This window comes from Conexibacter sp. CPCC 205762 (assembly GCF_030646155.1).
GTDB lineage: Bacteria > Actinomycetota > Thermoleophilia > Solirubrobacterales > Solirubrobacteraceae > Conexibacter.
This window is the reverse complement of record NZ_JAUTDN010000009.1, coordinates 87,191-100,723: the sequence shown is the minus strand read 5'-3', so window position 1 is coordinate 100,723 and position 13,533 is coordinate 87,191. Positions and strand designations below refer to the sequence as shown.

The window sequence follows — 13,533 nt, the reverse complement described above, 5'->3', positions numbered from 1 at the left end:
GAGCCCGGTTGGCGGGACAGGGACGGTCGGCATGGATCGCGCTCGGTCGCCCGTGCGCCCCCGCTGGGCAAGGCGTAGGTCCGTGGCAGCCGGCTCGACGCGGTCGGATCCCCTGAGGCCGACCGCGAGTCGTGCGTCTACGCACGCCGCTGCCCGAGCCTGCGGCGGCGGCTCGGTCACGGGGCGGCGCGCTCGGCGGCTGCGCGCGCAGGCACGCCGGGCTCGCTGTTACGACGTGCTTGCCCGCTGCCCGACAGGCTGATCCGTTGTGGGGAACGCCCGTCGTTCCGACCTGTCGGTGGCCTGCGCTCCCTCCCTCGCGCGACGGCTTGGGCGCCCGTCAGTCGAACGGTCCGCGGAGGTAGCCGTCCAGCTGAATCAACGCGTCGCCTCGGTCTCCGAGCGCGGCCGCGGCGGCGGCGAAGCTGCTGTATCCCGCGTCAAGGACAGCACCGAAGACGGAGTTGTCGATCATCGTCGCGATCGATGGTGTCAGCGGTGTCTTCGCGTTCTCGATCGCCCACAACCAGCAGGTCGGTTCGTCGACGATCTTGAGGCGCGTGTCCTCGACGATCAGCATCGCGAGACCGTGCAGGGCGATGAAATACTCGCGGCGCCTGCGCACGCGCGGGGTGATCAGGACTCGTCTAGCCGGGTGGGCGCGACACAGTCTTTCTGGCGGGATGGGCGCGGTGTCGTAGGCGATCGTGATGCCGCGAGCTACCGCGATCAACGCAAGGTGATTGCGGAGCGTCTCCATGGACGGCCGCGAGACGGCTCCTGGGCGCGGTGCGGAGGTCTCCATCCGGCGAGTGTACGCTCCGCGCGGGCGGCGGGCGTCAGCTCGTTGCTGACTTCCACGCGCATGCGATGGCCTTCGTCCTGCGGCGGCAGCCGGTTCGGCGTCGAGCAGGAAACCGAGCGACTTGCCGACTGCGGCGAAGTCTCCCGGAAGGTTCGGAGCTGACGTTCTCTCGTCGCCGAGGTGTGAGATCGACGACCCTGTCGAGGGGGCGTCGTCGAGGGGCGTCTGCTGGTGCGCGGTTCTGGCGGGTCGACCGCGCCGCCGCTGTGGGCGGGGTACCCGATCCGCTACGCGCGAAGGCGGCTCTGGCGAGCGAGCAGCGGGACAACTAGCGGCGACTGCGGACGCCTGCGGCGCGCTGTCCGTGTTGTACCCGTCTGCGGCCTGCCCCGGCCCGGCTCCCGCCGAGAATCTGTGTGCATCCACCCCCGGTTCTCTGCATCCGCCTGCTTGCCGGATCACGATCCGGTCCCCGATTTCTGCATTCTCCTCCATTCTGCGTACCCCACTCTGTGACGGCGTCCAGGAGACGAGATCGCAGTGGTAGCGGGGAAAGCGGGCGGTGAGCGGGGTAGGGAGATGCAGCAGATCGGCGTGAGGGGGTGGCCGATCGGCGGGGCTGGAGCGGGGGTCTGTTGACGGCGGTCGCAGGCGCGCTACGCTGGTCGCCTCTTCTCTTCTTTCTCTTCGCTCTGCCGTTTGCAGCACCCGCCGTACACGTCGTTCAGCTGCCTTACCTCCGGTCGCGCCTCATAGTTCTGGCGCCCGCCGTCTGAACGCATCCTTACGTGCCTGCGCTACGCGTCGTGCCGTCGTCTCCCTGACGTCGGATCTCGCGTTGTCCAGCACGTGCCAACAGCCCTGCCTCGCCATCGACGTGCCGCCCCCGCGCGCTTTCGTCCCGGCGACTACAGAAAGGACCCTCTCGTGTGCGAGAAATCCGTGCGGCCTGCGCGGCTTGCCACGCTCTTGGCGATCGTCGCCGCCGGCTCCCGTTTCGTGGCTGTGCGTGGAGCGCTCGCCGCCGTCGTTCTGGTTGCGGTCACGACGCAGCTCTACGCCCCCGCGTTGCCGCTCGCGTTGATCGCGCTTCGTCTCGCGGCCGCGGCGCTCCTTCTCGGCGGCATCAGCGGGCTGCTGGCTCGCCGGCTAAGCCGAGGCAGCGAACTCGATCGCGAGTGGCGATGAGCCGCTTGCTTGGACGGGCCCGAGGACCGCCGCCACACCGCCGTCCAACGGCCGAGAAACAACGAGCCCCCCCGGCGCCTGACTGGCATCGCGGGGGCTCGTCGTCGTTAACCCGCCGGAGCGCGCTGGAACCGCGCCCTGGCGACACACAGCCGATCCACCATGGAAGGAACTGCATGCTTCTTCAGAACAGTGTCGCAGCCGGACAGGACGCCGACAACACCCCGATGGCTGGCACGTCCGCCGCGACGCCTAGCTCAGGCGATCGGATGGAGCGGCTGCTGCGCCGCGTCGATCCCGGCAGCACCTGGTTCGCCAGCTCCGCGGCGAGCCAGACTGGCGCCGCAGATCAGGTCAAGCCGCTGCGCTACCTCCCGATCTGATGCCGGCGGCTCCCACGACAGGCAGAAGCGGCGCCGACGGAGTTGCTCCGCTCGGCTACCACGAGGCGCTCAAGATCGTCACGGCCGACCTGGACGCGCAGCTGCGTCGAGGTGAGGAACAGGCCCGGCACGTCGAGCCGCGCTCGATGGTGCTCGACGAGCGCGGCCTCGCGCTCCTCTAGCCCGACAGCGGACGGCGTCCGCGCCTGACACATCCCGCGGACCGGCACCGCTGCCGAGCCGCGTCCATCACGAACTGCACCGCCCGCGCCGACCTCGGTCGTCCGCCGCCGGCGGACGCATCGTGCGCGCGGGCCGACAACCGCAAGGAGACAGCGATGTCGACCACGATGATCAACGCCACGTCCCCCGCCATCTGCGAGGACGCGATCGAGCGCCGCAACGCGCGCCAGCGTGCCCTCCGCGAACTCGGCCCCGCCTTCGCGGCCGATCGCCGGCCCGACCGGCTCCGCCTCGCGGGCTACTTCGCCGATCCCACCCTCGCCGAGATCGCGAGCACGTTCGGCGCCGGGTACGCGCAGCTGCTGCACCCTGTCCTCGCCCAGCCCGACGTCGCCGAGCTGGCGACGCGGGTGCCGCCGGCCGACCCCGAGCTTCACGTCACCTTCCGGCTCGGGCGCTGCACCGCTGGCGCCGGCTGGGACATCGACGAGCCCGCAGTCGACGGTGACCTGCTGACGGCGTGAGTCCTGCGTCGACCGTCAGGAGGACGTGAGATGCGGAGCTACCTCGTGCCGCTCAGCAAGACCGTGCAGCACGATCTGGCCAACCTCGACCCTCAGCTGCGGGCCGTCGCTCGCGACATCATCCGCCGGCTCGCCGTCGAGCCGGGCCTCGGAGAGCACCACTCGCATGGCTGGCTGAGCACCATCGGAGCGCTGCGCGTGCGCTTCGATCGCGCCGACGATCCCCGACGTCTGCTCGACGAGCACGGCGCGGCACGCCCGGGAAGCCGCTACCAGCAGCGCAGATGGAGGGTCATCTACAAGCCCTACACGATCACGAGAGGAGGAGCGTCGATCCAGCTGATCGAGATCGTCGCTATCGGAGACGCCCACCCACACCCAGGAGCCGACACGGTCTACCGCATCGCGCAGCACCGACTGCGCGCGAGTAGGAGCCGAACATGAGCTTGTTGGAGAGGTGGGCGCGCTACGCTCTGGCCATGCGCCGACGGAGAACCCGCACCCGCGCCGCACGCCGACCCAGCTCGCGCACCCGGCTGCCGCTGCCCGTCGCGCTTCCCGGCGACCTGGCCGACCAGAGCCTTCGCGGTCTGGTTGTGCCCGCCGCTGAGGTCCCGGCCTACCTCGACTACGTCGAGGTGATGGGCCCCAGCCGCTCCGGCCGCTGGGCAGCTGACGAGTTCACGGTTGGTCGCGAGGAAGCGCTCGACCGTCTCGCGGCGATCGCCGCCGCCGGCGATGACGGCGCTGCGTTCGGCGTCGCCGCCGTCGCCCGCGCCAGCGGACGAACGAGCGCGCAGGCACCCGGCGAGGCCGCGGTCTCCCGCTACGTCGACGCCCTGCTCGCGCCGGCAACGCGCGCGCCGTAGCCAGTCGGTCGTAGCCGCCTAGCGAGCAACACCAAGGCCCGGGACGTCACGGCGTCCCGGGCTGACGTTCGCCGCGACCGGGCGGAACCCTCGAACCCTCGGGCCCGTGGCAGAACGACGGCGTCGTGCCCTGAGGGGACGAATCCGCGCCGGTCGGTCGCGAGCTGACCGCCGCCGCGCGAGCGCCGCGACCACATCCACTAAGTCCGAAAGGAGGCGCCTTTGGCGTCCGAAAACACGTGCCGTCGTTCCCGACGGTGCAAACCGTCAGCGCGAGTCGCCGGCAGCGCGCCGGTGCCGACCGCTCGGCCGCAACGAGATCCGCGACCTGACGACGGAGGCGTTATGGCGCCGGAACCCTACCGAGTCGCGCTCACCGTGCGGCACCGCGAGTGGTGCGACGCGGACACGGTGCAGGGCCACCGATGCCGGCACGACGCGACGACGATCTTCCGCTCCGGCGCGCTCAGCGGCGAGCGTTACTGCACCTTCCACGCCGGACGGCTCGGCGTCCGGTCATGGAAGCGCGAAGCGATCCCGAAGGTGCGCGTCGTGGGGCGGAGAGCATTCGACGCGCTCGAGTCGGCGCGCGACTGGGCCGATGGGGTCCTCCGTGCAGCGCTCGACGAGACCAAGGCCTGGGCCGACGTCGACGCTACGCAGGACGCGGCGTTCGCGCACCGCGACGAGGCGCAGACGGTCGCCGTGGGCGTTGTGGCGCTCCCCGACGGCAGGGGTATCGCGGTGGAGCAGGCGACTCGTCAGGCCCTCTACGACGAGATCTCGCCTGAACTCGCTCCCGCTTGGACGTACGGGACCTGGGAGCTGGTCGAGGCGTGGAACAACGAGCACGCCGTCGAGGCGTGGCCGCGACGGCGACGCGTGTGACCGGCGCCGTGTACTGGTCGCCGCTGCGGCCGCTTGACATCGGCTATCTCGGGCGGCACTACGACGTCGAGATCGACTGGGCCACGACGAACATCGGCGACTGGACGCCAGCGACTCGGTACGGGTTCACTGGTGAGCTGCCAGCCGCCGTCGTCGACCAGTTGTCGCTCGAGCGGCCAGAGCCCGGTCGCTCTCGATGAGCGACGCGGCGACGGGCCATCAACCGCAAACGACCAACGCACAACCTCGCCGCGACGGCGCGGCCATGCGGACCAGGCAGGCGTGCGAGAGCTGCGGCTTCCGGCGGCGCCGTACCTCGGCGTCACCGGCCGCCCGTTCGCAGGCCGGCCCGTCTGCATCACCTGCGTCGACCACTTCCGCTTCCAGGGCGACGCAGGCCCTCACCCTGAGGAGCCGAGCGACGCCGACGGGCGACTCTGAGCCAGCCGAGCGCCTGCTACATCGCGCAGCACGCGGCGGCCTCGACCACACGAGCCGGAACCTCACGGCGGCCGCATCCGGCCGCCGTCACCTTGCCGCCCCATCTCACGAGCCACGGGTGGCTGCTCGCGCGTGAGGCGCGAGACGCATCCTGCCGCGTTCCCTCCGGCCCGACGGCACGGGCCGAAGGCGGCCGCGGTCAACACCGCCAGAAAGGAGGACGCCGATGGCGTCCAGAGACAGACCAGCTCCTCGTCGCAGCAGCGAAAACGACCAGCGGCCAGACGAAGCCGGCAACGACACGCGCTCCACGGCCCCGACGCCGGCGGGAACGCGACCCAAGCTGGTGCCGTTCACCGGAGGCCAAGGAGAGCATTCCGTCGACACCTGGGCCGTCGCGCTCATCGACGATCAGGACGAGCCCGCCACACTGCTGTCGTGGGGAGAGACGCGGGCGCTCGCAATCACACGTGCCCTTGACTACCTCGACGAGCGGGAGCCCAACACGACCTTCACGGCGCTCGAAGCGACCCTCGTGAAGGCGCGCACGCGCCGCCTGGCGCCGCCTGCGGGCGGAACGCTCGACCGCGTCCTGCGCACGACGGGCGCCGCGATCGACGACGGCGCCGTGACCCGACGCGGCCCGAACGGCGAGCCGTACGCGAACCTCAAGAGCATCATGAAGCGGCGCGGGAAGCGGTCAGGACTCGACAAGACACGCACCATCGCGGCGCTCGAAGCCCTCGAGACGCTGGGCCTCGTCGACCACCTCCCGGCGGGCAGACGGAGAAGCGCTGTCTGGCGCCCGCGACCCGCGACCGCGGAGACGCCGATCACCGACCGCGACCAGCTTCCCTTCGATGGCGCTGTCGCGCAAGTCGAGCGCCGCTGGGCCGTGATGACGGAGCGCACGAGCCCACGGCTCCTGGCAGCCGCCGACGTATTCGTTCCCCACAAGCTCGTCGACGCATGGAAGGCAGAATCCGGGATCGTCGGCATCCTGCCCACGGACGGGCCGGAGGACGAGCCGGTCACCGTCACCATCTATTACCAGGAGGACGTCGGCGGCGGCTCGCAGTTCCTCTACTGGGCAGATCGCGTTGGGCACGCCCACGCGCGGATGGTCGAACGAGCCCCGACCCACCGGACCATGACGGTCCTGCGCTCCCGCCTGACACGGGTCGGCCGCTACGACCCAGTCGAAGGCGTGATCGAGCTCGTCGCAGACGACGGCGCAACGGTCGCGCTGGTGAGCGAATGGCTCGGCATCACCGACCCGGCGCAACTCGACGTCCAGCTCCAGACGCACTCCTGGTTGAGCCACAAGACGCGCCGCGCCGTTCGCGCCGCGATCGCCGCCAAGCCGGAGTCGCGCAGACGCCGGCTCGAGATCATCGACGCGGCACAGAAGCACCGCTGCGACGACCTGATCCCGGACGCCTGGCTCTCGTACGAACCAACCCGACGCACCTGACAGCGGTTGCCGCACGCTCGGTGACCGCTCTGACCGTGCCGTCGCCCAGGAGGCGGCGGCACGGCTCGAACGATGCTCCCTCGCGGCTCAGTCATGACGAGCTCGCGACGAGCTGGCGTCATCACGAGCAGCGGCGCGCGGTGCGCGCCGCAGTCGCTCGCCGGCCCAGAAGACGCTCCACACGCCTGGCGATCACCGATCTCGCGCAGAACGCCGGCTGCGAGGAACTGATTCCGCGGTGGCTGGCCAACGAGCCCGCCCGCCGCTCCTGACAGCCCCGGTCGCCGCCCGCCGGCGGCCTCTGTGCTGCGCCGTCGCCGACATCGCGGCGGCACGGTCCGCACGTGCAACGGCTTGCGCACGACGCGCGGGCCGCCGAAGCGCCGCGAATCGCGGCGCGGTGAAAGGACACAATGACGACACTCAGATCGCTGCCGCAGGACTTCGGCAGCAGCGCCCAGTCGCTGGCTCGCAGCGGCGGCGGCGAACAGCTCGAACCTCGCGCCGCCGCCGAGATCGGCGCCGAGCTGCGCAGCACCGCCCCCATGTTCGAGAGCGCTGACATGTGGGCGTCGACCGCGGCGATCCTGCGCTCACAAGGGCTCGAGACGGCCGCCGATGCGGCTGATCGGGCGGCGGACCGCGCGTGGGTCGCCGCGGCCCAAGCCGAGTCCGCTCTCGCCGTCGCTTGAGCTGCCGCCGCAGCCGAGATCGACAGCAGCACAAGACCACCTCTTGAGGAAGGACCATAATTGCTGCAACCAGATGCGTTGCGGCGGCCGTCGCGGGCTGCCGCGCACGACGCGATCGTCATCACCGCTGAGGTCCACGCCGCCGAGGCCGTTCGCGACGTCGCCGAGCGCTGCGGCGTGCGGTGCCGATGGGAACCGCAGCCGCAGGCGGCGCTCGATCTCATCGCGACCCTTCGGCCGCGATGCGTGATCTTCGACCTCCGCACCGACGTCGCAGGCGGCTGCCGCAACGTCGTCGGAGCGGTCGGGCACGCGAGCCACGCGAGCGCGGTCCTGTCACTCGACAAGCTCGGCACCGGCCGCTACCTCCTTGGAGCGGCGGCAGGCGGGACACCGCCGCGATACGTCCACGACGTGCTCACACCGCGGCGCTTCGCCGCGCTGGCGCTGCAGTCGCGGACGTGTCCACGGATCGAGCGGCGGCGGACGAGCGACGATCCGCTTCGGCTTGACGGCTATGCCCGGTCGGTTGAACTCCATGGGGCGCCGCTCCTGCTCACCACTGCCGAGTTCGACGTCCTGCAGCTGCTGGCCGAGACGCGCTCGTCGCGTTCCTCTGCTGAGATCGAGGCGCTCGTCCAAACGAGCGGCGGCAGAGCGACAGACCCACACGCGGTCATCGAGGAGCTCGCCGCCAAGCTGAGCCTGCGCAGCGCGACCACACGGATCGTGCGCGACGGCTCCTCAGGCTGGCGACTCGCGACACCCACCTATCCGACTTCGCTGGCGGTGCCCGCCGGCGAGTACGTCACCGTCTCCGTGGAGGCCGAGGTGACCGTCCACGGGCCGATGAACCGTCGGCAGTTCGACCGCGTTCTCCACACAGCGGGGCTCCGAACGCAGCCAGCCCGTGCGTGGGCGTGGCAGCTGAGATACGCCTTCGCGATCGAGCGGCAGGACGCGCTTGATCGCGCACTCGACCTGCTCCGCGCCGAGGCACTTCCCCATTCGGTTGCGCTCACCCAGCGTTGCGTGCTGGCCCCGCCCCCGGACCCGCAAGCGCCCAGAGACCGCCGCCCGGGAACCCGCTGATCGACGTGCCGGCCAACGACTGCCGTCAGAGCCGGTCGTCCCAATGCACAGGTCCGAGTGCTTCCCAGGAGCGGCGATGAGCGCGCCCGGCCACCGAGCGCTGAGACCACCGACCGCACGCGGATTCGTCCCGCGTGCATCTCCCACGACCAATCCCGCCAGCAGGCGAGAAAGGCCAATCCGTATGAACGTCACGACACGTCTTCCGAGCGAGGACGTCGCCACGCTGCTCCGCCAGCGCACCACCGCCGCCGAACGGCTGCGGCGGATCCACTCCTCCGACCCGGGGCCGGTGGATCCGGCGCTGCGACAAGCGTTCATCGCAGCTCGCACCGCAGCAACGGCGGGGCTCAAGAGGGAAGTCGACGCGCTCGACGACGCGCTCGCTGCCGCAGGTGCGTCGATCGAGCTGAGCGGCCGGGAGATCCAGACGCTCCCTGCTTGGAGCGCCGCGCAGGTAACCAACTTCCGTCGCCCGGTCCCGACGCTCGGCCCGGCAGACCTCGTCTGCGGGACCGGACCGTTCGTCTACCGCGCCACGCGACCGTTGCGCCCGCGCGCCTCGATGTTGGACGCGGTGCTGCAACCGCCGCCACTCCCAGACCCGTGGGGGCCGTTGAAGGCACCCGGTCCCCCGCCGCGCAGACGCCCCGAGCGCTTCGCGTTCGCGAAGCCTCTGCCTGAGAACGTCATCGCAGCCAACGCCCTGGAGCCCTGCGACAAGTCGCTCGCGACCGTCGGCACCGCAACCGCCGCGGTCGAAGCCCCGAGCTGCGGCTCGGAGACCTGCCGACGCCACTGCCTCCAGCCGCGCCTCAGCCGGACGCTTCGCTGATGGCGACTCACTCGCCCGGCGAGCCCGACGCCGAGAGCCTGCCCGTCGGCGTGCGCTACCGCATCGACCAGTTGGGTGCCGTCCCTTGGCCGTCGCCGGCACAGATCGCCAGCGCGCACGGCGCGGACCGTCTGGATCGGCAGTGGTCGTGCTTTGACCTCAGCGACTGCCGGCACCAGGTGACGATCCCGACGGAAGTCGCCGGCTGGGCGATCGACGTCTGCGCTCGATACGGCCGCAAAAGCCCAAGCGAATGCACGCATCCCACCGGGTTCGAATGCGACGCTGCCGGAACGCTGTTGCGCTGCCGCACGTGCGGGCTCGACGGCACATGACCGCGCCGCCCACCGCTCTGCGAGGAGTGCGCCACCGTCGGGACCCAGCGGCTCCGCGCCCGCGCAAGCCGGCGGCGGTCAGCTTCACCTATGTCCTCGACGCGATCAAGGCGGTCGGCTGCGGCGATGTCGCGCTGCTGCTCGTCGACGAGCGGGCCTTCGCCGCCGCCTGCATGGAAGAGCGCGACCGGACCCGCGGCGCCGCGCGTCGAGCGGGCCTTGACCAGTTGGCCGGCAGCGACGCGGCGCTCGTGCGCACGGCGCTCACCGCGCTCGGCGTCGTCGTCTTCCCGCGCCGCGCGTACTCGCCGCGCTGAGCCGACCGCAGCCGGCACCAACAAGAAGGGGGGGTACATCGGCACGCCTTTTTCCGACACCCCCTCACGACCGGAAAGGACTCCCATGTCAGCAACGACACCTTTCGACCTGTTCTACGAGCTTGCCACCGACGGCGTCGGACGTGCGCGCAAACAGCTGTTCAGCGACCGATCGCCGCTTCCGCGTCTTCGCGCGCTCGCGGCCGCCGCCGACGGATTGGCCTGGCGAGCCGCGTGGCTGCAGCGAGAGCACAGACCGCACCTTGCCGACGCCGAGCGCGAGTGGGAGCAGGTCCTGCGCATCCTCCTGGTCAGGCTCGGCGCGGTGAACACGCCCAGAACCGCCGCGGTCATCGAGCACCTCGACCATCTGGAGCCCCAGTGGCGCGAGAAGAAGCTCGAGGACATCTTCGTGAACGCGGTTGCCGCACTGGACGTCCTGTCGGCTCCGCTGCCGCCGAACCTCGATCCGGTCTCCATGGCCGACCTTGCGCTCAAGCTGACCGACGTCGCCGCAGAGCAGGCGTACGCTCGCGCGCACGCTCCCAGCCCCGACATCGGCCCCGCCGCGCCCGGAGGTGCCCGATGACGGCCGCCCTCGCAGCAGCCCACAGCCCGCGGACCTCGGCGCCCGCCGGCGAGGACACGCCGACGATCTGGCTGCCGCGCGTCGACCGCACGTCGGTCACGCCGGGATCGGTCGTGATGTCGGCGCCCAGCGCCCGGCTGCCGCTCGCTGTCGTGGCGGAGCCGCTGCCGCGAGAGCGGTTCGCCGATCGCGCGGCGCGCGCTGAGCGAGAGCTGCGCGCGGGGAACGGCACCACCTTCAGCGGTCGCCTCGACGACTTTCACGCCGTCGCGGTATGGGATCCCCGCACGCGCATCGTGCGGCCCGACGACGCCGCCGCGCTCAGCATGCTCGGCCGCTGGCTGGACCCGGACGGCATCAGTCAGCTGGAGCTGCGCCGCCAGCTCCGAGCCAGCCGATCTCACAGCGGCGAGGAGCCGGTCGTGACCGCGTTGCCTTCTCGTCGGCGAGGTGGACCGTGTCGCTGAGCACCGTCCCGACGGCACGCAACGACATGGCGTTGACCGGCCCGTCGGAGCCAGCCGCGTCCTACGTCGATCACGACGGCCGCACCTGCCACGTCTTCGTCGAGAAGTACCGGCGGACCTGGGTCATCGCAGTCGGCTACACGGTCGAGGAGCTGCCGGACTCGCCAGACGCCTGCAGAGCCGCGATCGGGATCGCCAGAGACTACGCCGCCACCCACCACCGATCGCAGACCGGGAGCGCCTGAGGTGGCCGCGGTCCCGACGATCACCCCGACCGCCGATCCGGCGACGCGGTCCTTCGAGCCGGCGGCCGGCGACCTGCGCGCACACGAACTGCTGCCCGTGCGCGTCCGCTCGCGCAGCGGACGCGTCTTCGAGGGACAGCTGCCCGCATGGCGGCACCGCCGCATCCACCTCGGGTACCTGCACGCCGACACCGCCGGCCTCTTCGAGATCGCGCACGGCTATCGCCCGTCTGACGGCAGAACGCGCTGGAGCAGCCGCCACCGCGACGACAGCTACTGGCTCGGCGGCGCGACGAACAGCCCCGACTGGCTCGAGGACGCGCTTACGCACATCTCCGGACTCTGCGCTCGCCCCCGTCGCGAGGTCGCGATCGGTCCCGCTGTTCGCAGCGAGCCCCGGCCAACGAAGGCAGCCGTCAGCGAGAGCCGCTGGCTGTGGCTCGACATCGACGATCCCGCCATCCTTCCTCGCCTCTCCGCGTTCTTGCTCCAGCGTCCGGCGCATCTGCGAATCGCGTCAGGGGGCAGTGGCGGCGAGCACGCCTACTGGCGCCTGGCCGCACCGCAGCCATCCTTCGAGCTCGACGCCGAGACGGGCGCCGAGGTCGAGTGGATCGAGCGGGCGCACGCCCGACTGGTGGAGCACATCGGTCTGCGCGTCGAGGTCGACGGGCATGAAGTGCTTCGCGGCGCCGACCCCAAGTGCAAGGACCGCAGCCGGATCATGCGCCTGCCCGGCACCGTCAACTACAAGACCGGCGAGCAGGCCCGGCTGCTCGCCGCCGACTTCGCTCTGGCGTCCTACTCCCTTCAGCAGCTGGTCGGGCACCTGCCCGACCGACACCTGCCGGCGTCACCCACGCCGCCTCGTCCGCTTCCGCCTCGCCGGGCTTCAGCGGCCGCCGCGGGGCGTGTGTCGCGGTCGCGGGTCGATGGCTTCCGCCAGATCCCGGCAATCGAATACGCCGCGCGCATGACCGGCCAGCGGCCCGATGGCAGCGGCTTGATCCGCTGCCCCGCGCTGCACCACGAGGACAACCACCCGAGCTGCTCGGTCGCCGGGCCCAACCCGACGTTGTTCTGCTGCCACGGCTGCGAGACGAAGGGAACGATCTTCGACTTCGCCAGCGCGCTGCTGGGCGGCCCCATCGGCAGCGACCTTCGCGACGAGGCGTTCCGCCGAGCCTACGTCTACGTCGATCAGCACTTCGGAAACCCCGACCGAAAGGAAACGCGATGCCCCACCGCATTCCACGCCAAACCCCCCGGCGCCGAAACGCGGCGAGCGACCGCCGCCGCTTGAGCGAAATCCTGCGTCGGTTGCGTGCGCTCAAGCCCCTGATCTGGCACGTCGTCTGGGTGGTGCGAAGGGCCGCCCTGCTCGCGACCATGCTGTTCGCGCTGTTCATGATCGTCTACCTGCTGACCTCGCCCGAGGCCGAGACGATGCGCGACCAGTGGGCCACCGGAGACCGCGTCGCTCTGCTCAGCGGCTTGTTCGCCGCTTGGCTGCTCCTGACCGGGGCGTGCGCGGTCTTCACGACGTTCGAGCGGTGCTGGCAGTGCGCGCGCGGCGACTTCGACTCCTTCGACGCTCAGGCGCGGCTCAGATGACCCATCACGCGACCCTCAAACGCCGCCGCCCGTCGACCGCGCGGACCGGCGCCGCCGGCGCGGCCACCCCGACGCGAAGAGGCGGAATGCTCGTCCTGACGCGCAGACCCGGTGAGACGATCGAGATCGGCAACGGGATCCGCATCACCCTGATCTCAGCCGGCAACGGACGTGCTCGCTTGGGCACCACCGCCCCGCGCGACGTCGAGATCGTCCGCGGCGAGCTCGCCGCCGGCTGGAGCCGCCGCACCCGACAGCCGCTGGAGCGGGATCAGGTCGCCTGAAGACCGCATCGCACCACGACAACCGCCGAGCCGGTCCGAACGCCCTTCCGCGCCACGCGGGAGGGCGTTCGTCGTTCCGGCGAACGAAAGGACCACGTTGAGCAACCCCTGGATGACACGAAGCGGCGGCCACCCGATCGAGGACTTCGAGCCGGTCAGCCTGCAGCTGGCGGGGTGGGGCCACCGGCAACGGGCCCAACTCGCCTACGACCTCCGCGAGGAGGAGCGCCAACGTCGGGGCGCGGCCACGCCCGGCGACACCGACGCGAACGACACCAATCGCGACAAGCCGGGAGCGTGAGAGGCGC

At 71.1% G+C, this 13,533-nt stretch carries 22 protein-coding genes; 21 read left to right on the top strand and 1 reads right to left on the bottom strand.

The genetic code is table 11. The features are described from left to right. Positions 1-340 precede the first annotated feature (340 nt). Positions 341-805: a hypothetical protein gene (locus tag Q7L73_RS10655; protein WP_304690433.1), complete on the bottom strand. Its 465-nt coding sequence runs from the start codon at positions 803-805 to the stop codon at positions 341-343. 927 nt (positions 806-1,732) lie between these two features. Here Q7L73_RS10655 and Q7L73_RS10650 point away from each other — a divergent pair. From Q7L73_RS10650 to Q7L73_RS10550, 21 genes are all read left to right on the top strand, one after another. Continuing rightward, positions 1,733-1,993, top strand: a complete 261-nt coding sequence (locus tag Q7L73_RS10650) for a hypothetical protein (RefSeq protein ID WP_304690432.1) — start codon at positions 1,733-1,735, stop codon at positions 1,991-1,993. A 382-nt stretch (positions 1,994-2,375) separates the two neighbouring features. After that, the gene (locus Q7L73_RS10645) at positions 2,376-2,558 is read left to right on the top strand and encodes a hypothetical protein (protein ID WP_304690430.1); all 183 of its coding nucleotides are present in this window, start codon (positions 2,376-2,378) and stop codon (positions 2,556-2,558) included. Positions 2,559-2,714: 156 nt separating this feature from the next. Beyond that, positions 2,715-3,083: a hypothetical protein gene (locus tag Q7L73_RS10640; RefSeq protein WP_304690429.1), complete on the top strand. Its 369-nt coding sequence runs from the start codon at positions 2,715-2,717 to the stop codon at positions 3,081-3,083. Between the two features lie 45 nt (positions 3,084-3,128). Then, complete coding sequence (locus Q7L73_RS10635; RefSeq protein WP_304690428.1) at positions 3,129-3,527, top strand: hypothetical protein; 399 nt, start codon at positions 3,129-3,131, stop codon at positions 3,525-3,527. After that, a complete protein-coding gene (locus Q7L73_RS10630) occupies positions 3,524-3,952 on the top strand; it encodes a hypothetical protein (protein ID WP_304690427.1) in 429 nt (142 codons plus the stop codon). The genes Q7L73_RS10635 and Q7L73_RS10630 overlap by 4 nt, the downstream gene beginning before the upstream one ends. 345 nt (positions 3,953-4,297) lie before the next feature. Next, a complete protein-coding gene (locus Q7L73_RS10625; protein ID WP_304690426.1) occupies positions 4,298-4,840 on the top strand; it encodes a hypothetical protein in 543 nt (180 codons plus the stop codon). After that, complete coding sequence (locus Q7L73_RS10620) at positions 4,837-5,040, top strand: hypothetical protein (RefSeq protein ID WP_304690424.1); 204 nt, start codon at positions 4,837-4,839, stop codon at positions 5,038-5,040. The genes Q7L73_RS10625 and Q7L73_RS10620 overlap by 4 nt, the downstream gene beginning before the upstream one ends. Before the next feature lie 82 nt (positions 5,041-5,122). Continuing rightward, on the top strand, positions 5,123-5,281 hold the full coding sequence (locus Q7L73_RS10615) for a hypothetical protein (protein ID WP_304690422.1): 159 nt from the start codon (positions 5,123-5,125) through the stop codon (positions 5,279-5,281). Positions 5,282-5,507: 226 nt separating this feature from the next. Next, entirely contained in the window at positions 5,508-6,755 is a 1,248-nt protein-coding gene (locus Q7L73_RS10610; protein ID WP_304690421.1) for a hypothetical protein, read from the top strand. A 413-nt stretch (positions 6,756-7,168) separates the two neighbouring features. Next, the gene (locus tag Q7L73_RS10605; protein ID WP_304690420.1) at positions 7,169-7,447 is read left to right on the top strand and encodes a hypothetical protein; all 279 of its coding nucleotides are present in this window, start codon (positions 7,169-7,171) and stop codon (positions 7,445-7,447) included. 60 nt (positions 7,448-7,507) lie between these two features. Beyond that, positions 7,508-8,539, top strand: coding sequence for a hypothetical protein (locus tag Q7L73_RS10600; protein ID WP_304690419.1), 1,032 nt, complete (start codon positions 7,508-7,510; stop codon positions 8,537-8,539). Between the two features lie 184 nt (positions 8,540-8,723). After that, the gene (locus Q7L73_RS10595; RefSeq protein WP_304690418.1) at positions 8,724-9,374 is read left to right on the top strand and encodes a hypothetical protein; all 651 of its coding nucleotides are present in this window, start codon (positions 8,724-8,726) and stop codon (positions 9,372-9,374) included. Continuing rightward, positions 9,374-9,709, top strand: coding sequence for a hypothetical protein (locus Q7L73_RS10590; RefSeq protein WP_304690417.1), 336 nt, complete (start codon positions 9,374-9,376; stop codon positions 9,707-9,709). Before Q7L73_RS10595 ends, Q7L73_RS10590 begins: the two co-directional genes overlap by 1 nt. 26 nt (positions 9,710-9,735) lie before the next feature. Then, positions 9,736-10,026, top strand: a complete 291-nt coding sequence (locus tag Q7L73_RS10585) for a hypothetical protein (protein ID WP_304690416.1) — start codon at positions 9,736-9,738, stop codon at positions 10,024-10,026. 85 nt (positions 10,027-10,111) lie between these two features. Continuing rightward, entirely contained in the window at positions 10,112-10,615 is a 504-nt protein-coding gene (locus Q7L73_RS10580; protein WP_304690415.1) for a hypothetical protein, read from the top strand. Beyond that, positions 10,612-11,082 (top strand): hypothetical protein, encoded by a 471-nt coding sequence (locus Q7L73_RS10575; RefSeq protein ID WP_304690414.1) that lies wholly within the window; start codon positions 10,612-10,614, stop codon positions 11,080-11,082. The genes Q7L73_RS10580 and Q7L73_RS10575 overlap by 4 nt, the downstream gene beginning before the upstream one ends. After that, entirely contained in the window at positions 11,073-11,327 is a 255-nt protein-coding gene (locus Q7L73_RS10570; protein ID WP_304690413.1) for a hypothetical protein, read from the top strand. The genes Q7L73_RS10575 and Q7L73_RS10570 overlap by 10 nt, the downstream gene beginning before the upstream one ends. 1 nt (position 11,328) lies before the next feature. Beyond that, positions 11,329-12,630, top strand: a complete 1,302-nt coding sequence (locus tag Q7L73_RS10565) for a hypothetical protein (protein ID WP_304690412.1) — start codon at positions 11,329-11,331, stop codon at positions 12,628-12,630. Next, positions 12,627-12,941, top strand: coding sequence for a hypothetical protein (locus tag Q7L73_RS10560; RefSeq protein WP_304690411.1), 315 nt, complete (start codon positions 12,627-12,629; stop codon positions 12,939-12,941). Before Q7L73_RS10565 ends, Q7L73_RS10560 begins: the two co-directional genes overlap by 4 nt. Positions 12,942-13,027: 86 nt before the next feature. Continuing rightward, positions 13,028-13,225: a carbon storage regulator gene (locus tag Q7L73_RS10555; RefSeq protein ID WP_304690410.1), complete on the top strand. Its 198-nt coding sequence runs from the start codon at positions 13,028-13,030 to the stop codon at positions 13,223-13,225. A 112-nt stretch (positions 13,226-13,337) separates the two neighbouring features. Then, complete coding sequence (locus Q7L73_RS10550; protein ID WP_304690409.1) at positions 13,338-13,526, top strand: hypothetical protein; 189 nt, start codon at positions 13,338-13,340, stop codon at positions 13,524-13,526. Positions 13,527-13,533: the final 7 nt, after the last annotated feature.